This window comes from Pelomonas nitida, from assembly GCF_043555975.1.
Taxonomy (GTDB): Bacteria; Pseudomonadota; Gammaproteobacteria; order Burkholderiales; family Burkholderiaceae_C; genus Pelomonas; species Pelomonas nitida.
This window is the reverse complement of the sequence record NZ_JBIGIA010000019.1, coordinates 14,877-34,640: the sequence shown is the minus strand read 5'-3', so window position 1 is coordinate 34,640 and position 19,764 is coordinate 14,877. Positions and strand designations below refer to the sequence as shown.

22 protein-coding genes are annotated in these 19,764 nt (G+C 68.4%); 11 read left to right on the top strand and 11 right to left on the bottom strand.

What is annotated here, in order from left to right:
* Positions 1-4: 4 nt before the first annotated feature.
* The 3 genes from ACG00X_RS20415 to ACG00X_RS20405 form a co-directional block, all read right to left on the bottom strand.
* The gene (locus ACG00X_RS20415; protein ID WP_394490952.1) at positions 5-811 is read right to left on the bottom strand and encodes a MipA/OmpV family protein; all 807 of its coding nucleotides are present in this window, start codon (positions 809-811) and stop codon (positions 5-7) included.
* Between the two features lie 76 nt (positions 812-887).
* Positions 888-1,232 (bottom strand): translation initiation factor Sui1, encoded by a 345-nt coding sequence (locus ACG00X_RS20410; protein WP_394490950.1) that lies wholly within the window; start codon positions 1,230-1,232, stop codon positions 888-890.
* A complete protein-coding gene (locus ACG00X_RS20405; RefSeq protein WP_394490948.1) occupies positions 1,229-3,442 on the bottom strand; it encodes a S9 family peptidase in 2,214 nt (737 codons plus the stop codon). Before ACG00X_RS20405 ends, ACG00X_RS20410 begins: the two co-directional genes overlap by 4 nt.
* 191 nt (positions 3,443-3,633) lie before the next feature.
* On the opposite strand from ACG00X_RS20405, the gene ACG00X_RS20400 reads away from it, so the two are divergent.
* Positions 3,634-4,293: a peroxiredoxin gene (locus ACG00X_RS20400; protein WP_394490946.1), complete on the top strand. Its 660-nt coding sequence runs from the start codon at positions 3,634-3,636 to the stop codon at positions 4,291-4,293.
* Here ACG00X_RS20400 and ACG00X_RS20395 read toward each other — a convergent pair whose 3' ends face one another.
* On the bottom strand, positions 4,294-5,241 hold the full coding sequence (locus ACG00X_RS20395; RefSeq protein ID WP_394490944.1) for a LysR family transcriptional regulator: 948 nt from the start codon (positions 5,239-5,241) through the stop codon (positions 4,294-4,296).
* 120 nt (positions 5,242-5,361) lie between these two features.
* On the opposite strand from ACG00X_RS20395, the gene ACG00X_RS20390 reads away from it, so the two are divergent.
* Positions 5,362-6,609, top strand: coding sequence for an MFS transporter (locus tag ACG00X_RS20390; protein WP_394490942.1), 1,248 nt, complete (start codon positions 5,362-5,364; stop codon positions 6,607-6,609).
* Here ACG00X_RS20390 and ACG00X_RS20385 read toward each other — a convergent pair.
* Positions 6,597-7,517: a tRNA dihydrouridine synthase gene (locus ACG00X_RS20385; RefSeq protein ID WP_394491084.1), complete on the bottom strand. Its 921-nt coding sequence runs from the start codon at positions 7,515-7,517 to the stop codon at positions 6,597-6,599. The two genes, ACG00X_RS20390 and ACG00X_RS20385, sit on opposite strands and share 13 nt — an antisense overlap.
* A 14-nt stretch (positions 7,518-7,531) precedes the next feature.
* A complete protein-coding gene (locus tag ACG00X_RS20380; RefSeq protein WP_394490940.1) occupies positions 7,532-8,053 on the bottom strand; it encodes a M48 metallopeptidase family protein in 522 nt (173 codons plus the stop codon).
* A gap of 90 nt (positions 8,054-8,143) precedes the next feature.
* Here ACG00X_RS20380 and ACG00X_RS20375 point away from each other — a divergent pair, with 90 nt between their 5' ends.
* From ACG00X_RS20375 to ACG00X_RS20360, 4 genes are all read left to right on the top strand, one after another.
* Complete coding sequence (locus ACG00X_RS20375) at positions 8,144-8,461, top strand: 2Fe-2S iron-sulfur cluster-binding protein (RefSeq protein WP_394490938.1); 318 nt, start codon at positions 8,144-8,146, stop codon at positions 8,459-8,461.
* 108 nt (positions 8,462-8,569) lie between these two features.
* Positions 8,570-10,129 carry a methyl-accepting chemotaxis protein gene (locus tag ACG00X_RS20370; protein WP_394490936.1) on the top strand — a complete coding sequence of 520 codons (1,560 nt, stop codon included), beginning with the start codon at positions 8,570-8,572 and terminating at the stop codon, positions 10,127-10,129.
* Positions 10,130-10,294: 165 nt separating this feature from the next.
* Positions 10,295-10,885, top strand: a complete 591-nt coding sequence (locus ACG00X_RS20365; protein WP_394490934.1) for a lysophospholipid acyltransferase family protein — start codon at positions 10,295-10,297, stop codon at positions 10,883-10,885.
* Positions 10,882-11,115 (top strand): VF530 family protein, encoded by a 234-nt coding sequence (locus ACG00X_RS20360; RefSeq protein WP_394490932.1) that lies wholly within the window; start codon positions 10,882-10,884, stop codon positions 11,113-11,115. Before ACG00X_RS20365 ends, ACG00X_RS20360 begins: the two co-directional genes overlap by 4 nt.
* A gap of 147 nt (positions 11,116-11,262) precedes the next feature.
* Here the strand turns inward: ACG00X_RS20360 and minE are convergent, their stop codons facing one another.
* Genes minE through minC form a run of 3 tightly spaced genes read right to left on the bottom strand, consistent with a single transcriptional unit; the run spans position 11,263 to position 13,219 of the window.
* Positions 11,263-11,520 carry a cell division topological specificity factor MinE gene (gene minE, locus ACG00X_RS20355; RefSeq protein ID WP_394490930.1) on the bottom strand — a complete coding sequence of 86 codons (258 nt, stop codon included), beginning with the start codon at positions 11,518-11,520 and terminating at the stop codon, positions 11,263-11,265.
* Positions 11,521-11,532: 12 nt separating this feature from the next.
* A complete protein-coding gene (minD, locus tag ACG00X_RS20350; protein WP_394490928.1) occupies positions 11,533-12,351 on the bottom strand; it encodes a septum site-determining protein MinD in 819 nt (272 codons plus the stop codon).
* A 40-nt stretch (positions 12,352-12,391) separates the two neighbouring features.
* On the bottom strand, positions 12,392-13,219 hold the full coding sequence (minC, locus tag ACG00X_RS20345) for a septum site-determining protein MinC (RefSeq protein WP_394490926.1): 828 nt from the start codon (positions 13,217-13,219) through the stop codon (positions 12,392-12,394).
* 608 nt (positions 13,220-13,827) lie between these two features.
* Here minC and ACG00X_RS20340 point away from each other — a divergent pair.
* The 5 genes from ACG00X_RS20340 to ACG00X_RS20320 all read left to right on the top strand — a co-directional run bounded on the left by ACG00X_RS20340 (position 13,828) and on the right by ACG00X_RS20320 (position 18,038).
* Entirely contained in the window at positions 13,828-14,010 is a 183-nt protein-coding gene (locus tag ACG00X_RS20340; RefSeq protein ID WP_394490924.1) for a hypothetical protein, read from the top strand.
* 39 nt (positions 14,011-14,049) lie between these two features.
* Entirely contained in the window at positions 14,050-16,095 is a 2,046-nt protein-coding gene (gene metG, locus ACG00X_RS20335) for a methionine--tRNA ligase (RefSeq protein ID WP_394490922.1), read from the top strand.
* Positions 16,096-16,148: 53 nt separating this feature from the next.
* Positions 16,149-16,859, top strand: a complete 711-nt coding sequence (locus ACG00X_RS20330; protein ID WP_394490920.1) for a YoaK family protein — start codon at positions 16,149-16,151, stop codon at positions 16,857-16,859.
* A gap of 29 nt (positions 16,860-16,888) precedes the next feature.
* Positions 16,889-17,089, top strand: a complete 201-nt coding sequence (locus ACG00X_RS20325) for a DUF3460 family protein (RefSeq protein ID WP_394490918.1) — start codon at positions 16,889-16,891, stop codon at positions 17,087-17,089.
* 106 nt (positions 17,090-17,195) lie between these two features.
* The gene (locus ACG00X_RS20320; protein WP_394490916.1) at positions 17,196-18,038 is read left to right on the top strand and encodes a segregation and condensation protein A; all 843 of its coding nucleotides are present in this window, start codon (positions 17,196-17,198) and stop codon (positions 18,036-18,038) included.
* A gap of 241 nt (positions 18,039-18,279) precedes the next feature.
* Here the strand turns inward: ACG00X_RS20320 and ACG00X_RS20315 are convergent, their stop codons facing one another.
* On the bottom strand, positions 18,280-19,185 hold the full coding sequence (locus ACG00X_RS20315; RefSeq protein WP_394490914.1) for a DUF808 domain-containing protein: 906 nt from the start codon (positions 19,183-19,185) through the stop codon (positions 18,280-18,282).
* Between the two features lie 108 nt (positions 19,186-19,293).
* Complete coding sequence (locus ACG00X_RS20310) at positions 19,294-19,749, bottom strand: MaoC family dehydratase (RefSeq protein WP_394491082.1); 456 nt, start codon at positions 19,747-19,749, stop codon at positions 19,294-19,296.
* Positions 19,750-19,764 lie beyond the last annotated feature (15 nt).

Sequence of the window (19,764 nt, the reverse complement as noted above, 5' to 3'; positions counted from 1 at the left end):
GGGATCAGAAGCGGTACAGATAGCCCGCCATGACGCGGGACGTGGCCTTGCGGTCGACGATGGGGCTGAGCTTGATCTCGTCGGGCAGTTGCGTGCGGCTCAGGTCGAGGAAGACGGCGTGGCGAAAAGCCAGCGCGTAGTCCATGCGCAGCCCCGCCTCCACCGCCAGCGCCGAGGCGCCGTCGTAGGCCGCGCGGTCGGCCGTCGCCTCGCTGGCGCGCACACCGAAGTAGTAGTCCACGTACTTGCGGTCCAGCCACTGCAGTTGCACCCGCGGCGTCAGCCCGAGCGGCCCCCAGCCGAAGCGGCGTTCGGCCTGCAGTTGCAGCTTGCTGCCCTTGCTGTGGCCGGAGAGATCGGCCAGCCATTCCAGCGTCAGCGGCGCCACGGGGTTGCGCCAGGAAACGGCGGCACCGCCCCAGAAACCGCCCTTGCGCTCGGCCATGCCGGCCAGGCGCGGCGAGTCATCGGCCTCGAAGCCCTCGTTGTCGTACTTGATGCGCAGCCCGCCGGTCAGCGCCTGGCCCGTGCCCAGCGGCTGGCGCCACAGCTTGAACTCGGCCCCGAGGCCTGCCACGCGAACCCAGCTGTTCTCGTACAGCAGTATCGGCAGGGCCTGGTTCTTGCGCTCCCTGCCGGCATAGGCGAACTGCCGCGATGCCACGCCCACGCCGAGCGCGAAACGGGAGGGCTCGGCACCGGGCGCGCCGGCCGCATCGGGCGCCTGGGCGCGGGAGACTGCGGGCGCCAGCGCCGCAACAACAAACAGCAGGGGCAGCGGGCGCAGGGGCGAAGGGACGGTGACGTTCACGAGAGCTCCGTTTCAGATCGGGAGCGCCATCATGCCGTCGGCGGTATTACCGGCGACTTACCCAGCGCAGCCGCCGCTAACCGCCCGCGCGCTTGACCGTCCAGCCCTCGGGCCGCGCCTGCAGCCAGCGGACCACCGTCTCCAGGTGATCACCCTGGATCTCGACGACGCCGTCCTTGGCCGTGCCACCACTGCCGCAGGCGGCCTTCAGTTGCTTGGCCAGTGCCGCCAGCGCCGCATCGTCCAGCGGCAGGCCGTGGATGGCCGTGACCCCCTTGCCCTTGCGGCCGGCCGTCTCGCGGCGCACGCGCACGATGCCGTCACCCGCGGGCCGCGCCTTGGCCTTGCAGGCGCACTGGGCCACCGGCTGGCCGCAGCCGGGGCAGGCACGACCGAAGTCGGTGGAGTAGACGAGGCTCATGGCTTGAGATGCCGCTCGAAGAACGCGTCCATCGTGCGGTAGAGGTGCAGCCGCGCTGCGCGGCCGGCAATGCCGTGGGCCTTGCCGGGGTAGATCTGCAGATCGAAGGTCTTGCCGGCGTTCTGCAAGGCCTCGACGAGGCGCAGCGTGTGCTCGAACAGCACGTTGTCATCCGCCGTGCCATGCACCAGCAGCAGCGGCTTGGCGAGCAGCGCGGCGCGGGACGGCAGGTCGGCACTGGCATAAGGCGCCGCCTTGCCGCCATCCGGCATGCCGAGGTAACGCTCGGTGTAGGCGGTGTCGTAGAGCGTCCAGTCGGTCACCGGCGCAACGGCTACGGACGCGGCGAACGGCGAGTCGGCGTCGAGCACGGCACGCGCCCCGAGGAAGCCGCCGTAGCTCCAGCCGAAGAAGCCGATGCGCGCCGGGTCCACGCCCGGCACCTGGGCCGGCAGCTGGCGCACGGCGGCGAACAGGTCGGCCACCTCGGTCTTGCCGAAGGCGCGGCTGTGGGCGCGCGTAAACGCCCGGTCGCGGTGGGCCATGCCGCGCGTGTCCAGCGTCAGCACGCCGTAGCCACGCTGCTGCCAGTAGGCAATCAGCGGCAGGTCCCGGCCCCAGCCCCAGTTCACGGTGGACGCGCCAGGGCCGCCGTAGGCCATGACGATGACCGGGCGCGGGCCGTCGTGGCGGCCCGTCGCGGCGAAGAAGAAGGCGTTCAGCGGCGTGCTGCCGTCGGCGGCCGTGATGGCCAGCACCTGCGGCGGCGTGGTGATGCGGCGCAGCAGCGGGTCCGGCGCGTCACCGGCCAGCGCGATCGCCCGGCCCGCGCCCACGGGCTGCAACTCGAATTGCGGCGGCTCGCCCCAGGCCGACCGCGTGACGAGCAGCCGGCCACAGCCGACATCGGCCTTGGCATCGCGCCATTGCCGTGCCGCCGCCCCGGCCAGCGGCTGCGCCTTGCCGCCAGCCAGCGGCATGACGAACAGCTCCTGGCTCTTGCCCAGATCGGCGTAGGCCGCGAAGACGAGCTGCTGCGCATTGGCGCAGACCGCATGGGCCACCGGCTCGGCCGACTGCGTCAGCGGCGTGCGCGTGCCGCTCGCGCGGTTCACGAGCAGCAGCTGGCGCCGGCCCGAAGCCTCGCTGGACCACAGCAGGCCGCGCGGCGTCTCGACGAGATCGTCGTGCACCTCGACCCAGGCCGGGTCGGTCTCGGTCGTGATGTCGCGCGGCCCGGCGCCGACCTTGAACTCGGTCAGCGTCAGCCGCGTCTGGTCGCGCGTGAACCATTGCAGCCACGGCGTGCCGTCGGCAAACCAGCCGGCGCGGGCGACGTAATGCGCGCCCGCGGGCAGCGGCAGTTCGCGCCTCTCGCCGGTGGCCGCGTCGATGGCGAAGGCCGTGACGCTCGCGTTGGCCGCACCGGCGGCCGGGTAGCGCTGCTGCGTCATGTCCGTGCGGTCGGCAAAGATCTGCGCACGCGTCTTCACGGCCACGCCGGACTCGTCCACGCGCAACGCCAGCAGCTGGCGACCGTCCTTGCTCCACCAGTAGCCACGCTGGCGCGACAGCTCCTCCGCGGCAATGAACTCCGCCAGCCCCCAGCCCACGGTGTTGCCGCCGTCCTGCGTCAGCTGGCGCGGCTGGGCACCGGCCGTCAGCGGCAGCGTGAAGAGGTTGCCACCCTGCACATAGGCCAGGCTGCGGCCATCGGGCGCGCAGCGCGGGTCCTGCTTGGGCGCACCGGCCGCCAGCGGCAGCTTCTCGGCGCGCGGGCCGGCGCTCGTCAGCCGCACGATGTAGAGATCGCCCGACAGCGGGAACAGCAGCGCACTGTCGTCGCTGCCGCACCACTGGTAGCCGGTGATGCCCCGCTGGCTGATGCGCTGGCGCTCCAGCGCCATCTTTTCGGCTTCGGACAGCTTCTGCTCGGCGCCGCCCAGCAGGTCGGCCGCGCCAACGAGCTTGCGCGGTTCGCCGCCGTCTGCCGGCTGGGCCCACAGTTCCAGCACCTCGCTGTCGGCCTGCGAGGGCCGCAGGAAGCTGACCCATCGCCCGCCGGGCGAGACCTCGGCCTGCCGCGGCAGCCGGCCGGCCAGCGGCGGGTCGGCCGTGATGCGTTCGAGGGTGAGAGGGGGCGTCGGGGTCTGCGCCAGCGCCGCGCCGGTGGCGCAGGCACTGACCAGCAAGGTCAGGAGCATCTTCATGCGCGCATGCTAGGGCCAGTCCCCGACACGGCGGAAGTTGCGAAGGTCATCCGCGCGTGCGCCGGGGCTCGCCCGGCCGCTGGTGGCATCAGAAGGAAACCGCACAAGCTCATGCGGCACGCGCAGAGGACGCCGCGGCACGCGATTCCTATCATCGACGCGCCGCCGCAGCCCAACCCCAGGAGCCCTTCATGTCCCTGCGCATCAACGACCTCGCCCCCGACTTCACCGCACAGACCACCCAGGGCGAGATCCGCTTCCACGACTTCATCGGCGACCACTGGGTCGTGCTGTTCTCGCACCCCAAGGACTTCACGCCCGTGTGCACCACCGAGCTCGGCTACCTGGCCAAGATCGAACCCGAATTCACGCGCCGCAACACCCGGCTGATCGGCCTGTCGGTGGACCCGGTGGACAACCACCATCGGTGGGCCGCCGACATCGAGGAGACGCAGGGCCACCTGCCCAAGTACCCGCTGATCGGCGACCACGACCTCCACGTCGCCAAGCTCTACAACATGCTGCCGGCCGACCTCGACGGCACGTCCGACGGGCGCACCGCGGCCACCAACGCCACCGTGCGCTCGGTCTTCATCGTCGGGCCGGACAAGCGCATCAAGCTCATCCTGACCTACCCGATGACGACGGGCCGCAACTTCGAGGAGATCGTGCGCGTGCTGGACTCGCTGCAGCTCACCGCCAAGCACAAGGTGGCCACGCCCGCGAACTGGCAGCAAGGCGAAGACGTGATCATTGCCGGCTCCGTCAGCGACGAGGACGCCAAGACGCTGTTTCCCGCCGGCTGGCAGGCGCCCAAGCCCTACCTGCGCATCACCAAACAGCCGGGCTGATCACGGCCGGCGCCGGGCGCGCGGGGCGGGTGCCGCGTCGCGTTCCCACGGCGGCACGCCGCCGAGCTTCTCGGCCATGAAGTCGACGAAGGCCGTCACGCGCGCCGGCACCAGCCGGCGCTGCGGCATCACGGCGTGGATGCCCGTCGCGGGCAGCTTGCAGTCAGGCAGCACCACGGCCAGCCGGCCGGCGCGCAGGTCCTCGGCCACATGCCAGGTCGAGTGCACGGCGATGCCCAGGCCCGCCACGGCGGCGTCGCGCAACACCTCGCCCTGGCTGCTTTCCAACGGACCGTCCACGCGCACCGCCACTTCGCGGCCGCGCCGGTCCTTCATGCGCCATTCATCTGCCCGGCCCTGGCTGCCGACGAGGATGAGGCAGTCGTGCGTCATCAGATCCTCCGGCCGCGCCGGGTGGCCGCGGCGGCGCAGATAGTCGGGCGATGCGCACAGCACGCGCCGGTTCACCGCCAGCTGGCGCGCCACCAGGCTGGAATCCTCCAGCGCGCCGATGCGCAGCGCCAGGTCGAAACCGGCGGTGACAAGGTCATGCACCTGGTCCGACAGATCGAGGCTCAGCCGCAGCTGCGGGTGCCGGCGCATGAACTCCGGCAGCCACGGGGACACGTACTGGCGCGCGAATGTCGTCGAGGTCGTCATGCGCAGCGTCCCGGTCACGGCCGTGCCGGCCTGGCGCAAGCCGGCCATCAGCGTCTGCAGGTCGTCCACCAGCGGGCGCCCCTGCCCGGCCAGCGCCAGGCCCTCGTCGGTGGGTGTGAGGCTGCGCGTGGTGCGATGGAACAGCCGTACGCCGAGCGACTGCTCCAGCGCGCGCAGCCGCTGGCTGGCCACGGCGACCGACAGGTCCAGGCTGCGCGCCGCCGCGCTGATGGAGCCCGCATCGAACACGCGCAGGAAGAGGTTCAGGTCGTCCAGACGGCTGCTCATGCCCGGGTGTCTTTCAATGAAGCGTTGAAACTGATTCGGTGATCTGGTGGTTTTTACATCGAATCGAATTCCCTAACCTGCCGGCCATCTCCTCGTTCACCGCCTTGCTGGCGGACCGACATGCATCCCTCTTCACCAGCGGCGTCGGCCGCCGCCCCCACCTCCCGCCGACCCTGGGCGCTGTACGCGCTGACGGTCGGCGCCTTCGGCATCGGCACCACCGAGTTCGTCATCATGGGCCTGCTGCTGCAGCTGGCGGGGGACCTGCACGTGAGCGTCGCCACGGCAGGCCTGCTGATCTCCGGCTACGCGCTGGGCGTCTTCGTCGGTGCGCCGGTGCTGACCGCCGCGCTGAGCCGCGTGCCGCGCAAGACCGCGCTGCTGGCGCTGATCGCCATCTTCACGCTGGGCAACCTGGCCTGCGCGCTGGCCCCCAGCTACGAGCTGCTGATGCTGGCGCGCGTCGTCACGTCGCTGGCCCACGGCACCTTCTTCGGCGTGGGCGCCGTGGTGGCCACCAGCGTCGTGCCCGCAGACCGCAAGGCCTCGGCCATCTCGACGATGTTCACCGGGTTGACCGTGGCCACGCTGCTGGGCGTGCCGGCCGGCGCGTGGCTGGGTCTGCACTTCGGCTGGCGCTCGACGTTCTGGGCCGTCAGCGCCATCGGCCTGGTGGCGATGGCCGTCATCGCCGTGTTCGTGTCCGCCCGCGAGGCGGGCGCGGGCAGCGCGATGTCCATGCGCGAGGAGTTCAAGGTGCTCAAGCGCGGCCACGTGCTGCTGGGCCTGGGCGCCACGGTGCTGGGCTTCGGCGGCGTGTTCACGGTGTTCACCTTCGTGCAACCGCTGCTGCAGCAGGTGAGCGGGTTCAGCGACGCCGGCGTCTCGGCCGTGTTGCTGGTGTTCGGCGTGGGCATGGTCGTCGGCAACGTCATCGGCGGCCGCCTGGCGGATCGCGCGCTGGTCCCCACGCTGCTGGGCACGCTGGCGGTGTTGGCCGGTGTGCTGGCGCTGATGCGCTGGGCCCTGCCCCACCCCGCGCTGGCGGTGCTCTTCATCGGCTTGCTGGGCGCCGCCGGTTTCGCCACCGTGGCACCGCTGCAGTTGCGCGTGCTGGACAAGGCGCAGGGCGCCGGCCAGAGCATGGCCTCCAGCCTGAACATCGCCGCCTTCAACCTCGGCAATGCACTGGGCGCGTGGCTGGGTGGCGTGGTCATCACGCAAGGCGCCGACCTGCTCGCGCTGCCATGGGCCGCTGCGGTGCTGCCGCTGGGCGGCCTGGCGGTGGCATGGGTCAGCGTTCGCACGGAGAGCGCCGCCGCCACGCGGCCCGCCGCGAAGACCGCGAAGGCCGCTCAGGCCTGCTGAGGCCCGAAGAGACGCCGCGCCAGCTCGCCGGCATCATTGACGGTGCGCAGCTCGGCATACGCCGCCTCGGCCTCCGGGTAGGCGCGTTTCAGGTAGTGCAGCCACTGCTTGAGCCGGCCGCCCTGGTGCTTGGGCGCCACGCGGGCTCGCACCTGGTCGAAGAAGTCCTGCATCAACGGCAACAGCTCAGGCCAGGGCAACGGCGCTGCGCGCTGCCCGGCCACGCGCAGCGCCAGGCCGGGGTCGGCCACCATGCCGCGGCCGAGCATCAGGTGCTCGCAACCGCTGCGTTCGCGGGCGAGCGCAGCGTGTTCGGCCGTCCAGATCTCGCCGTTGGCGATGACGGTCAGCGGCACGGTGGCCCGAATGTCTGCGATGCGCTCCCAATACGCCGGTGGCTTGTAGCCATCCGCCTTCGTGCGGGCGTGCACGACGATCTCCTGCGCACCGGCGGCATGGATGGCGCGCGCCACGTCCAGCGTCCGGCTCGTGTCCATGTAGCCCAGCCGCATCTTGGCCGACACCATGATGCCGGCCGGCACCGCGCGGCGCACGGCAGCCACGATGGCGTGGATGAGCTCGGGCTCGTCCAGCAGCACGGCGCCACCCCGATGGCGGTTCACGCACTTGGCCGGGCAGCCGAAATTCAGATCGATGCCTTCCGGCCGCAACTCGGCCAGCCGGGCGGCGTTCTCGGCCAGGCACTGCACATCCGACCCCAGCAACTGCGGATGCACCGGCACGCCAGCGGCCGTGCGCCCCCCGTTCTTCAGCTCGGGCACGATGCGTGTGAACACGCGGGCCGGCAGCAGCTGGTCCGTCACGCGGATGAACTCGCTGACGCAGCGATCCACACCACCCACGCGCGTCAGCACGTCGCGCAGGATGTGATCCAACAGCCCTTCCATGGGCGCCAACAAGATCACTGCGGGTTCTCCTGGTTCATCAGGTACAGCCGCAGGTCGAACTCCAGCTGGAAGTACTCCGGCTCCATGTGCTGGCAGAGTTTGTAGAAGGCCTTGTTGTGCTCCAGCTCGCGCAGGTGAGCCAGTTCGTGCACGACGATCATGCGCAGCAGCGCGGCCGGCGCCTCCTTGAACAGCGTGGCCACGCGGATCTCGCGGCGCATCTTGAGCTTGGCGCCCTGCACCTGCGTGCGCCGCGTGTGCGTGCCCAGTGCGTGCTGCAGCACCCGCAGCTTGGCGTCGTAGTTGACCGAGTTCAGCGGCTCGGCGTTGCGCAGGTGGCGGGCCTTCAAGGCCTGCACATAGTCGAACAGCGCGCCGTCGCTGCGCACCTCGTGGCGCTCGGGCAGGCGATGCGCGAGATGGTCGGCCAGGCGGCCTTCGCGGTGGAGCGCGTCGGCTTGCTCGATCAGTTCGGGCGGGTAGCCCGCGAGATAGCGAGCCGCGACGGATGGGCTGGCAAGATGGGGCGACGTCATCGACAGCAGGCCCCCGACGAAGGCCGCGGCCAGGCGCCGGCAGGCGGCACCGGTGCGGCGCCGCCTCGGGTGGGCAAAGAGGAGAGTTTCATGAGTGAGCCACGATCGGCCGGCGTGGCCAGCTTCCAGGTGCGGCTGGAGCCGCAAGGCGCCATTTTCGACTGTCCCGCCGACCAGCCGCTGCTGCTCGCCGCGCTGGCTGCTGGCATTGCACTGCCCTGGTCCTGTCGCAACGGCACCTGCCGCACCTGCCTGGCGCGCTGCATCAGCGGCCGCGTCGAGCACCGCATCGCCTGGCCGGGTTTGAGCGCCGAGGAGAAAGCCGACGGGCTGATCCTGCCCTGCGTCGCCGAACCCCGCAGCCCGGTCACGCTCGGGCCGCCCGACGCGACGGCACCACAGCGCTGACACTCGCCAGCCGCTTCAGCCCAGCATTGCACATCTGCGCCTGGTATCAACCCTTGCCAGGCGCTGAAATCCGGCGAGGATCGCGAGAGTTCAAGCCACCCTCTTTCAATGACGGAGACGTCCAAGATGTTCAAGCTCAACCACTGGAAATTGCGCTCCCGTGTGCTCGCCGGCTTCGCGCTGGTCATGGTGCTGCTGACGGTGGCCTCCATCGTCGGCATGCTGCGCGTCTCGGCGCTGAGCCAACGCATCGACCACCTCGTGGAAGCCGACATGCGCACGCTGGAGCTCGCGCGCCAATGGGCCGGCCTGACCGAAGGCAACATCCTGCGCCGCATCGTGGCGCTGGTGGTCGAGGACGAAGGCTTCGTCAAAGGCTTCACCGCCCGCTCCAAGGAAGTCAGCGGTCGCATCGACAAGATCCAGGAAGAGCTCGACAAGCTCAAGCAAGACCCTGAATCCGAACGCCTGCTGAACGCCGTCAACGACGGCCGCAAGCAATACCAGGCGGCCCGTGAAGTCGTCGCCAAGGCCAAGGCCGGCGGAGAGAACATCCACCTGCGTGCCGTCAACGAACTGCTGCCGGCCATGGAGCGCTACCTGAGCGCCATCGACGCCTACGCCGATCACACCCGCGAACTGCTGCAAACCGCCCGCGACGAAGCGCAGGCGCAGGTCAACCAGGCCCGCCAGGTCGTCATGGTGCTGCTGCTGATCGCGCTGGCGCTCGGCGTCGTCATCGCCAACGTCATCACCCGCTCGGTCACCGCGCCGCTGGACCATGCGCAGGCGCTGAGCAGCAGCATTGCCGAGGGCGACCTGCGCCAGGCCGTCGTCGTCGACGGCACCGACGAGCTGGCCGCGCTGAACGGTTCGCTGCGCGACATGCAGCAGCGCCTGGCGAGCACCATCCAGGGTGTGCGCGGCGCGGCCGAGCAGGTGCAGATGGCTTCGGCCGAGATCGCCACCGGCAACTCGGACCTGTCCCAGCGCACGGAAAACGCGGCGGCCAGCCTCGAGGAAACCGGCGCCGCCATGGCGCAGCTCGGCGAGAGCGTGCGGCTGAATGCGGACTCCGCCCGCGAGGCCAACGGCCTGGCGCAGGCGGCCTCTCAAGTGGCTGACCGCGGCGGCGCGATGGTGGAGCAGGTCATCACGACGATGAACGACATCCAGCAGTCGTCGGGCAAGATCGCCGACATCATCGGCGTCATCGACGGCATCGCCTTCCAGACCAACATCCTGGCGCTGAATGCCGCCGTCGAGGCCGCGCGTGCCGGTGAACAAGGCCGGGGCTTTGCCGTGGTGGCCAGCGAGGTGCGTGCGCTGGCGCAGCGCTCGGCCCAGGCCGCGCGCGAAATCAAGACACTGATCTCGGTGTCCGTCGAGCGCGTGGACGGCGGCAGCCGCCTGGTCAGCGACACGGGCGCGACCATGCGCGAGGTGGTGGCCAGCGTGCAACGCGTCAGCCGCATCATCCACGAGATCTCGGCGGCCAGCGCCAACCAGGCCACGACGCTGGGCGAGATCGGTCAGGCCGTGCAGCAGCTCGACCAGATGACACAGCAGAACGCCGCGCTCGTGGAGGAGTCCGCCGCCGCCGCGGAGAGCCTGCGGGAGCAGTCGGCCGAGCTGGTGAAGTCCGTCTCGAACTTCCGGTTGCACTAACCAGTGACCGCCCGGGCGGCGCCTTGCGAGGGCGCCGCCGTCCACAGCGCCTGTGGACAAACCCGTGAACAGCCTGCGGGCGGACGCGTTAAGTGCTTGCTCATTCAGGCATTTTCTTAATCTGCCTCAGTTTCGAGCAGAGGGCTGCGACGGGACAATCGCGGCATGCATCGAACGATTTTCACGACGCCTGGCCTCAGCACCGTGCTGCGCGGCGTCTCCCTCACGTGGCTGCGGCTGGCCGGCTGGACCGTACAAGGCGAGCTGCCACCGCAAGCCCACAAAAGCGTCTTCATCGCCGCCCCGCACACCAGCAACTGGGACCTGCCCAACACCTTGTTCGCCGCCTTCGCGCTGCGCCTGACGCCGTACTGGATGGGCAAGTCCTCCATCTTCAAGTTCCCCTTCGGCGGGCTGATGCGCTGGCTGGGCGGCATCCCGGTGGACCGCAGCAAGTCCAACAACCTCGTCGCCGCCTCGGCGGCCGCGCTGCAGGCGGCCGACGGCCCGGTGCAGCTCATCGTGCCGCCCGAGGGCACGCGCAGCAAGACCATCTACTGGAAGACCGGCTTCTACTGGATCGCCGTCACGGCCAAGCTGCCCATCGTCATGGCCTACATGGACTACCCGCGCAAGCTCGTGGGACTGGGCCCGTTGTTCACGCCCACCGGCGACGTCGAGGCCGACATGGCCGAGATCAAGCGCTATTACGCGCAGTTCAAGGGCAAGAACTCCGACCAGTTCACCCACGAATGAACGGCAGCAAAGACCCTCTGCACGGCCTCACGCTCGAGGCCATCGTGACCGCCCTGGTTGAGTATTTCGGCTGGCGTGAGCTGGGCGAACGCATCGAGATCAAGTGCTTCCGCATCGATCCCAGCGTGGCGTCCAGCCTGAAGTTCTTGCGCAAGACGCCGTGGGCGCGCGCCAAGGTGGAGAGCCTCTACCTGTTCATGCAGCGCGAGCAGGCGCGCGCGGCAAAGTAGCCGTCTGCAAGTCGGGCCGAGCGCCGGGCCGCCCCAAGCCGGCCCGTCTGGCGATGTGCGAGCGGCTCGATGCCGCGAGCATCGGCGTCCCCTCGGGGGACCGACCAGACTTGCCGGCGTTCAGCCAGGCAAGGCTGGGCGAGGGGCTTACTTGGTCTCGGGCAACTCGATCTTCACCTCGAGCACCTCCAGGTCGCCCTGGCGCTCCATGTGGACCTTGATGTCCTCGGCATGGATGGACACGTACTTGCTGATGACCTCCACCAGCTCGCGCTGCAGCTGCGGCAGGTAGTCGGGGCTGCTGCTGCGCCCGTTGCGCTCGTGGGCGAGGATGAGCTGCAGCCGCTCTTTCGCGACGCTGGCCGAGCTCTTCTTTTCGCCAAGGAAGAAGTTCAGGAATCCCATGAGCCTGCCTCCTTACTTCGCCCCGAAAACGCGCTTGAACCAGCTGGCTTTCACGACCTCGGTGAAACGCATGGGCTTGTCTTCGCCAAGGAAACGCGCCACGACGTCCTTGTAGGCCTCGGACACATCGCTGCCCTGCATGTGAATGGCGGGCAGCCCCTGGTTGGACGCCTGCAGCACGCTTTCGCTCTCGGGGATCACGCCGATCAGCGGGGTGCGCAGGATCTCGTGGATGTCGTCCAGGCTCAGCATCTGCCCGCCTTCGACGCGATTGGGGTTGTAGCGCGTGATGAGCAGGTGCTCCTTCACCGGCTCACCGCCGTCGATGGCGCGCTTGGTCTTGCTGCTGAGCATGCCCAGGATGCGGTCGCTGTCACGCACCGACGAGACCTCGGGGTTGGTCACCACCAGCGCCTCGTCGGCGTAGTGCATGGCCATCAGCGCGCCGGTCTCGATGCCGGCCGGGGAGTCGCAGACGATGAAGTCGAACTCCATCTCCTTGAGCTCGTTGAGCACGCGCTCCACGCCGTCCTGCTTGAGCGCATCCTTGTCGCGCGTCTGCGAGGCCGCCAGGATGTAGAGCTTGTCGAGCTGCTTGTCCTTGATGAGCGCCTGTGTCAGCTTGATCTCGTCGTTGATGACATTGATGAGGTCGTACACGACCCGGCGCTCCACGCCCATGATGAGGTCGAGGTTGCGCAGGCCCACGTCGAAGTCGATGACGCAGGTCTTGTGGCCGCGCATCGCAAGGCCCGTGGCGAAGCTCGCGCTGGTGGTGGTCTTGCCGACCCCGCCCTTGCCGGAGGTGACGACGACGATCTTGGTGGTCATCTGGGGCTTTCCTGTTCGTTCAGTTCAATCGGTGTTGAGCTTAGAAGGCGAGCGGCTGCATCAGCAGCTTTTCACCGTCGAGCAGCACTTGCGCGGGCTTGCCCGCCACATCGGCGGGCAGCGGGTTCTCGGTCGTGCGGTAGATGCCGGCGATGGCCAGCAGCTCCGCCTCCAGGCTGTGTGCATAGATGCGGGCCGCCGTGTCACCGCGCGCGCCGGCGATGGCCTTGCCGCGCAGCGGCGCGTAGACGTGCACGCTGCCATCCGCGATGACCTCGGCGCCGTGGTTCACGAGCGCCAGCACGACCAGGTCCCCACCCTTGGCGTAGACACGCTGGCCCGAGCGCAGCGGCTTGTCCACCACCAGCGTCGGCGTCGGTGGCGCGGGCTTCTCGATGATCTTCTCGACGACGATCTCGCGAACCACTTCGCGCACCACCTCACGCACGGCCTCCGTCGGCGCCGGCGCTGCAGCCGGCACCGGCTCCTCGGCGGCATCCGCCAGACCCAGCTCCTGCGCGAGCACCAGTTCCTCCGGTGTCGCCCCCGTCACAGCCACCGGCTGCAGTTGGCTGGCGCGCAGCAAATCGACGATCGCGCGCAGGTCCACGGGTGCCAGGCCATCGAGCGCCAGATCACCCGGGTCTTCGGGGGCGATGGACACGGGCGCGCGTGCCACGGTGCTGAGGTCGATGACCACGGGCTCGTGTTCGAAGCCACCCACACCGGCGCGCTCGGCCCAATCGGCCGCGAGCTCGGTCATGTCGGCACTGTGGAGCACCAAGCCCAACACGCTGAAGCGGCGAGATTTCAGCTCGAAAGTACCGGTACGCGAAGCGCTTTTGCGCCCTACGCCCTCTCTCGTCATATGCACCATCTGAGCCGCTGCCACCCGTTTAAAGATGTAAGTTTAGCTGGCAGCACCCGGCAAGCCCTCGCCGGATCGCCGCCCCACCTAAACCGACGCCTTAAAAACAGGCAGTTCAAGCTAGACATTGGCCGATCAAGCACTTAGCGCGGCTGTCGTCAGCCGACCCACAGAGTTGTCCACAGTTGGCGGGGACAAGCGACACGGTTTTGTCATCGAATCCCATTCTGCCGATCAAGGAAGGCTTGACTTATCCCCAATTTCGGCATGCGTCAAGGCCTTCACACGCCCCCCGCCTGCTGCCCAGCCAACCTCACCACATCCAAGCTAAGTTGTTGATTCATATAGAACCAGCTCTGTTGCACAAAAAAACAGCAACCTAACAGGAGCCGCATCGCACAAGGGCTTGGCGTCGACGGAAGGGGTTTCTCCACAAAGTTATCCACAGACTCGGTGGATAGGTTTCAGAAGTGTTACGAATCAGTGACTTAGCCTCATTCTTTGAGGCTGTCTGGAGATTTCTGAGCCAAGTGCTGCACGACGAATGCCGGAGCCGCGGGTTACATTGGTGCCGCCCGCGCGTGCAGGCGCTCCCAGGAGAAACGCATTTGGCCACCCCGAACTACAGCTACGAGAAACGCCAGCGTGAACTCGCCAAGAAGCGCAAGGCCGAGGAAAAGCGCCAACGCAAGTTGAACGGCAAGCCCGCTGACGAGAACGGCAGCGACGAACCCGGTGCCGACGGCGAACCTGAAGCCGGCCCGGCCGACCCCGTCGAGCCACAAACCTAAAATCTCCCGTTTTCCGCCCGCCCTGCCGCTCCTGCGCCCATGTCCCGACAGCTCTTCGTCACCACCGCCCTGCCCTATGCCAACGCCGGTTTCCACATCGGCCACATCATGGAGTACACCCAGGCCGACATCTGGGTTCGCTACCAGCGCATGGCGGGCTCGCAGGTGCACTTCGTCTGTGCGGACGATGCCCATGGCGCGCCGATCATGATCGCGGCCGAAAAGGCGAAGAAGACCCCACAGGAATTCGTCGCCGGCATCGCCGCCGGCCGCAAGCAGTACCTGGACGGCTTCCACATCAGCTTCGACAACTGGCACTCGACCGACGGGCCCGAGAACCACGAGCTCTCCAAGGCGGTCTATCTGTCGCTGCGCTCGAACGAGCTGATCTCGACCAAGACCATCGAGCAGTTCTTCGACCCCGCCAAGTCGATGTTCCTGCCGGACCGCTTCATCAAGGGCGAATGCCCCAAGTGCGGCGCGAAGGACCAATACGGCGACAGCTGCGAGGTCTGCGGCGCCGTCTACGCGCCCACCGAGCTGAAGAACCCGTACTCGGTGCTGTCCGGCGCCACGCCGGTGCTCAAGACCAGCGAACACTACTTCTTCAAGCTCAGCGACCCGCGCTGCGTCAACTTCCTGACGCAATGGACGCAGGAGCCCGGCCGCCTGCAGCCCGAGGTGCTGAACAAGATCCGCGAATGGTTCGAGCCCGATGAGGAAGGCAACAACCGCCTGAGCGACTGGGACATCAGCCGCGACGCGCCCTACTTCGGCATCGAGATCCCCGACGCGCCGGGCAAGTACTTCTACGTCTGGCTGGACGCGCCCATCGGCTACCTGGCCTCGCTGAAGAACTACTTCGGCAAGATCGGCAAAGACTTCGACGCCTTCATGGCCGACGAGTCCGTGGAGCAGATCCACTTCATCGGCAAGGACATCACATACTTCCACACGCTGTTCTGGCCGGCCATGCTGCACTTCAGCGGCCGCAAGACGCCCAACCACGTCTTCGTGCACGGCTTCATGACCGTCAACGGCGGCGAGAAGATGAGCAAGAGCCGCGGCACCGGCCTGGACCCGCTGAAGTACCTGAGCCTGGGCCTGAACGCCGAATGGCTGCGTTACTACATCGCCGCCAAGCTCAACGCCAAGGTCGAGGACATCGACTTCAACCCCGAGGACTTCGCGGCCCGCATCAACAGCGACCTGGTCGGCAAGTTCATCAACATCGCGTCGCGCGCGGCCGGCTTCCTGACCAAGCGTTTCGACGGACGCCTGAGCGCCGACCTGGGCGTGGAAGGCCGCATGCTGCTGGACACGCTGCGCGGCCAGAGCGGCGCGATTGCCGAGCTGTACGAGACGCGCGAGTTCGGCAAGGCGCTGCGCGAGATCATGGCGCTGGCCGACAAGGTCAACGAGTTCGTCGACCAGCACAAGCCCTGGGAGCTGGCCAAGCAAGAAGGCATGGACGCCGCGCTGCACGACGTCTGCAGCGTCTGCATCGAGGCCTTCCGCCTGCTGACGATCTATCTCAAGCCCGTGCTGCCGGCGCTGAGCCAGCAGGTGGAGACCTTCCTGAAGGTCGAGCCGCTGCAGTGGAAGGACAGCGCCCGCGCGCTGGGCGCCCACCAGATCGGCGCCTACCAGCACCTGATGCAGCGCGTGGACACGGCCAAGGTCGAGCAGCTGTTCGAAGCCCCGCCCGCGCCCAAGGTCACGCCCGGTGGTGAAGACATCGCTGCGGAGATCAAGATCGACGACTTCGCCAAGGTCGACCTGCGCATCGCCAAGATCGTCAAGGCCGAACTGGTGGAGGGCTCGGACAAGCTGCTGCGCCTGACGCTGGACGCCGGCGAAGGCCGCCTGCGCAACGTCTTCAGCGGCATCCGCAGCGCCTACAAGCCCGAGGACCTGGAAGGCAAGCTGACCGTGCTGGTCGCCAACCTCGCGCCGCGCAAGATGAAGTTCGGCGTCAGCGAGGGCATGGTGCTGGCCGCCAGCCACGCCGACGAGAAGGCCAACCCGGGCATCTTCGTGCTGGAGCCAGGCGCCGGCGCCCAGCCCGGCATGCGGGTGCGCTGAGACACGCCGGCGACGGCGAGAATGGGCCTCACCGGTCCACTCGCCGAACCGCCATGCCCTATCACTACGCGCGCCGTCTACTGGCGATCGAACGCACGGCCGAGGGCAATGCCCATCTCGGCTGGCTGCTCGCCTTCGTCGCCGGCGCCACCAACGCCGGCGGCTTCCTGGCCGTGAACCAGTACACCTCGCACATGACCGGCATGGTCTCGGCCGCCGCCGACGGCCTGGTGCTCGGCCAGACCCACGCGCTGGTGACGGCCGTCGGCGCGCTGCTGTCCTTCGGCGCCGGCGCCGCCTGCACCGCGGTGCTCGTCAACTTCGGCCGCCGGCGCCAGGCTCACAGCGTCTTTGCGCTGCCGCTGTTGCTGGAAGCCGCCTGCCTGATCGCCTTCGGCCTGCTCGGCGCATGGCTGGCCGGCCTGGGCGCCCTGCTCGTTCCGGCTGCGGTCGCGGTGCTGTGCTTCACGATGGGCCTGCAGAACGCGCTGATCACCAAGGTCTCGCGCGCCGAGATCCGCACGACCCACGTGACGGGCATCGTGACCGACCTCGGCATCGAGATCGGCCGGGCGCTCTACGGCCTGGACGCCAACGCGGCCCGGCTGCGGCTGCTGGGCGGCCTGTTGCTGGCCTTCGCCATCGGCGGCCTCGTGGGCGCCTGGGCCTTCAAGACCGTGGGCTATACCGCGACGCTGCCGCTGGCGGGCATTCTGGCCCTCCTCGGTGCGGTCCCGGCGCTGGACGACCTGCGCGCCCGATAAAATCCCACGCTTAGATTGCGAGACCCGCCATGCCCCTGTTCTGGAAGCCCTACAAGTCCGAAGCCACCCAATTCATCGAGCAGCTCAAGGCCCAGCGCCCCACGCTGGAAGCCGAACAGCGTGCCGGCCGCGCGCTGCTGTGGGACCGTGAACAGGATCGCACGGCCCAGGCCGGCTTCGATGAAGCCCGCGTGCCGCAGCAGCCTTACGTCTACCAGACGAAGGCTTGACAGCCTGCCCCCTCACCGGCGTCGCCGGCCCCCTCAACGGGGCGCCGCCAGTGGCCTGGCCAAGCCACTTCCACGGCAGCCGCTGAGCCGCTGACCCGAGCTGCCGATGAGCACGGTCGCCACGGACGACAACAGCGAGCTTTCGCCGGATCTGCCCGAAGCGGTGGATGCCGTGGCCGTCGCTCGCCTGTACGGCGAGCCGCTGTTCCAGATGCCGCTGGACCTCTACATCCCGCCGGATGCGCTGGAGGTCTTCCTGGAAGCCTTCCAGGGCCCGCTGGACCTGCTGCTGTACCTGATCCGCAAGCAGAACTTCAACATCCTCGACATCCCGCTGGCCGACGTGACGCGCCAGTACCTGAGCTACGTCGACCAGATCCGCCGGCACAACCTCGAGCTGGCCAGCGAATACCTCTTGATGGCGGCCATGCTCATCGAGATCAAGTCGCGCATGCTGTTGCCGCCCAAGAAGACCGAGGACGGCAAGGAGGCCGAGGACCCGCGCGCCGAGCTCGTGCGGCGGCTGCTGGAGTACGAGCAGATGAAGCTGGCCGCCGCGCGGCTGGACCGCCTGCCCCAGCTGGGCCGCGATTTCCTGCGCGCCCAGGTGCACATCGAGCAGTCGCTGACGCCCGTGTTCCCCGACGTCAACACCGCCGACCTGCGCGACGCCTGGCTGGACATCCTCAAACGCGCCAAGCTCAACCAGCACCACAAGATCAGCCGCGAGCAGCTGTCGGTGCGCGAGCACATGAGCATCGTGCTGCGCCGGCTGCAGGGCCAGCGCTTCGTCGAGTTCGAGAACCTCTTCGACGTGACCCGCGGCCAGGCCGTGCTGGTCGTCACCTTCATCGCGATGCTGGAGCTGGCGCGCGAGCGCCTGCTGGAGATCACGCAGGCGGAGGCGTTCGCGCCGATTTACGTGCGGCTGGCGTACACGCCGGCCTGAGCCTAGAAACGGCAGTTGGGCGCGCCTGAGGGGCTGGCGAGGCGGGCGGCAGGCAAGGCGCGCCGACGCAGCGGGCTCGTGCCCGCCAGGAGAAGCAACGCAGCCAGACGCCCGAAGCGCCAGCCCAGCAGGTGCGCAGCGCTGCTCACCGACATGGTGACCGGCCCGTCAGTACTCAACTCGCTGACTCCACGAAAGTTTCCAGCCATAGCAAGCGGCCAACTGCCGTTTCTAGGCTAAATCACTTCCCGCGCAGCTTCTGCACGGCCATCACGCCGGCCAGCACCAGCGCACCCGCCACCACACCCGCCAGCGCGTTCGCGCCGTTCTCGATGACGGCCGACACAGCCCAGGCCTGGCCCTCCGCCAGATGTGCGATGGCGTGATGCAGCGGCGCAATGCCGTGCACGAGGATGCCGCCGCCGACGAGGAACATCGCCGCCGTGCCCAACACGGTCAGCAGCTTCATCAACTTCGGCGCTGCGGCGAGCAGGAAGCGGCCGAACGACTGCGCCACCGCACCGCCCTTGCGCGACAACCACAAGCCCGCGTCGTCCATCTTCACGATGCCGGCCACGAAACCGTAGACGCCCAGCGTCATCGCGATGGACACCGCCACCAGCACGGCCAGCTGGTTCGTCAGCGAGGTGCCCGCCACCGTGCCCAGCGCGATGACGATGATCTCGGCGGACAGGATGAAGTCGGTGCGGATGGCGCCCTTGACCTTGTCTTGTTCATAGGTGGCCATGTCCACCTGCGGGTCGGCGATGGCCTTGACCAGTTCCTCGCGATGGGCCTCGTCCTCCTCGGCGCTGTGCAGGAACTTGTGGGCCAGCTTCTCGAAGCCCTCGAAGCACAGGTAGGCGCCGCCCACCATCAGCAGCGGCGTGATGGCCCAGGGCGCCAGCGCCGAGATGGCCAGCGCCGCCGGCACCAGGATGGCCTTGTTGATCAGCGAGCCCTTGGCCACGGCCCACACCACCGGCAACTCGCGGTCGGCGTTCACGCCGCTGACCTGCTGCGCATTCAGCGCCAGGTCGTCACCCAGCACGCCGGCGGTCTTCTTGGCGGCGACCTTGGTCATCGTCGCCACGTCGTCCAGGATGGTGGCGATATCGTCGAGAAGAACTAGCAGGCTGGAGGCCATGGCAAGGGGCAAGCGATCGTTGGAACGGCCGCGATACTAGCTGGCTATTCGTACCTTGCTCCCGCCACGTGGTGGCCGCGTTCGGCGGCAGCCCCTCGGACGCGGGGTTCAACGGTAGTGACGTGCCAGGGCCTCGGCCACGCAAACCGGCTTGGCCCGCCCCTCGGCTTCCACCGCCACTTCCACGGTCAACTGCACTGCGCCATCGGCCACGTCGTCCATGGCCAGCAGCCGAAAACCCGCGCGCAGCCGGCTGCCCACCGGCACCGGTGCCGTGAAGCGCACCTTGTTCAGCCCGTAGTTGACGACCATGCGCGTCTCGTTGACCGAGAAGCCGGTCTCGAAGAAGTACGGAATCAGCGACAACGTCAGGAAGCCGTGCGCGATGGGCCCGCCGAACGGCCCGGCCTGCGCGAGCGCGGGGTCGCAGTGAATCCACTGCCGATCCTCGGTGGCGTCGGCAAAGGCGTTGACACGGGGCTGATCGACCGTGATCCAGTCGCTGTGACCCAGCGGCTGGCCGATCAGGGGCCGCAGGTCGGCCAGGGTGTTGAAGAGGCGCATCAGGGGTGACGAGGA

Bases quoted from the DNA above. Each gene is read 5' to 3' on its own strand.
- minD (WP_394490928.1), bottom strand. From the start codon at position 12,351: ATGACCACCAAGATCGTCGTCGTCACCTCCGGCAAGGGCGGGGTCGGC.
- metG (WP_394490922.1), top strand. From the start codon at position 14,050: ATGTCCCGACAGCTCTTCGTCACCACCGCCCTGCCCTATGCCAACGCC.
- ACG00X_RS20410 (WP_394490950.1), bottom strand. From the start codon at position 1,232: ATGAGCCTCGTCTACTCCACCGACTTCGGTCGTGCCTGCCCCGGCTGC.
- ACG00X_RS20325 (WP_394490918.1), top strand. From the start codon at position 16,889: ATGCCCCTGTTCTGGAAGCCCTACAAGTCCGAAGCCACCCAATTCATC.
- ACG00X_RS20380 (WP_394490940.1), bottom strand. From the start codon at position 8,053: ATGACGTCGCCCCATCTTGCCAGCCCATCCGTCGCGGCTCGCTATCTC.
- ACG00X_RS20385 (WP_394491084.1), bottom strand. From the start codon at position 7,517: ATGGAAGGGCTGTTGGATCACATCCTGCGCGACGTGCTGACGCGCGTG.
- minC (WP_394490926.1), bottom strand. From the start codon at position 13,219: ATGACGAGAGAGGGCGTAGGGCGCAAAAGCGCTTCGCGTACCGGTACT.
- ACG00X_RS20400 (WP_394490946.1), top strand. From the start codon at position 3,634: ATGTCCCTGCGCATCAACGACCTCGCCCCCGACTTCACCGCACAGACC.
- ACG00X_RS20390 (WP_394490942.1), top strand. From the start codon at position 5,362: ATGCATCCCTCTTCACCAGCGGCGTCGGCCGCCGCCCCCACCTCCCGC.
- ACG00X_RS20395 (WP_394490944.1), bottom strand. From the start codon at position 5,241: ATGAGCAGCCGTCTGGACGACCTGAACCTCTTCCTGCGCGTGTTCGAT.
- ACG00X_RS20310 (WP_394491082.1), bottom strand. From the start codon at position 19,749: ATGCGCCTCTTCAACACCCTGGCCGACCTGCGGCCCCTGATCGGCCAG.
- ACG00X_RS20365 (WP_394490934.1), top strand. From the start codon at position 10,295: ATGCATCGAACGATTTTCACGACGCCTGGCCTCAGCACCGTGCTGCGC.
- minE (WP_394490930.1), bottom strand. From the start codon at position 11,520: ATGGGATTCCTGAACTTCTTCCTTGGCGAAAAGAAGAGCTCGGCCAGC.
- ACG00X_RS20370 (WP_394490936.1), top strand. From the start codon at position 8,570: ATGACGGAGACGTCCAAGATGTTCAAGCTCAACCACTGGAAATTGCGC.
- ACG00X_RS20330 (WP_394490920.1), top strand. From the start codon at position 16,149: ATGCCCTATCACTACGCGCGCCGTCTACTGGCGATCGAACGCACGGCC.
- ACG00X_RS20375 (WP_394490938.1), top strand. From the start codon at position 8,144: ATGAGTGAGCCACGATCGGCCGGCGTGGCCAGCTTCCAGGTGCGGCTG.
- ACG00X_RS20315 (WP_394490914.1), bottom strand. From the start codon at position 19,185: ATGGCCTCCAGCCTGCTAGTTCTTCTCGACGATATCGCCACCATCCTG.
- ACG00X_RS20360 (WP_394490932.1), top strand. From the start codon at position 10,882: ATGAACGGCAGCAAAGACCCTCTGCACGGCCTCACGCTCGAGGCCATC.
- ACG00X_RS20320 (WP_394490916.1), top strand. From the start codon at position 17,196: ATGAGCACGGTCGCCACGGACGACAACAGCGAGCTTTCGCCGGATCTG.
- ACG00X_RS20405 (WP_394490948.1), bottom strand. From the start codon at position 3,442: ATGAAGATGCTCCTGACCTTGCTGGTCAGTGCCTGCGCCACCGGCGCG.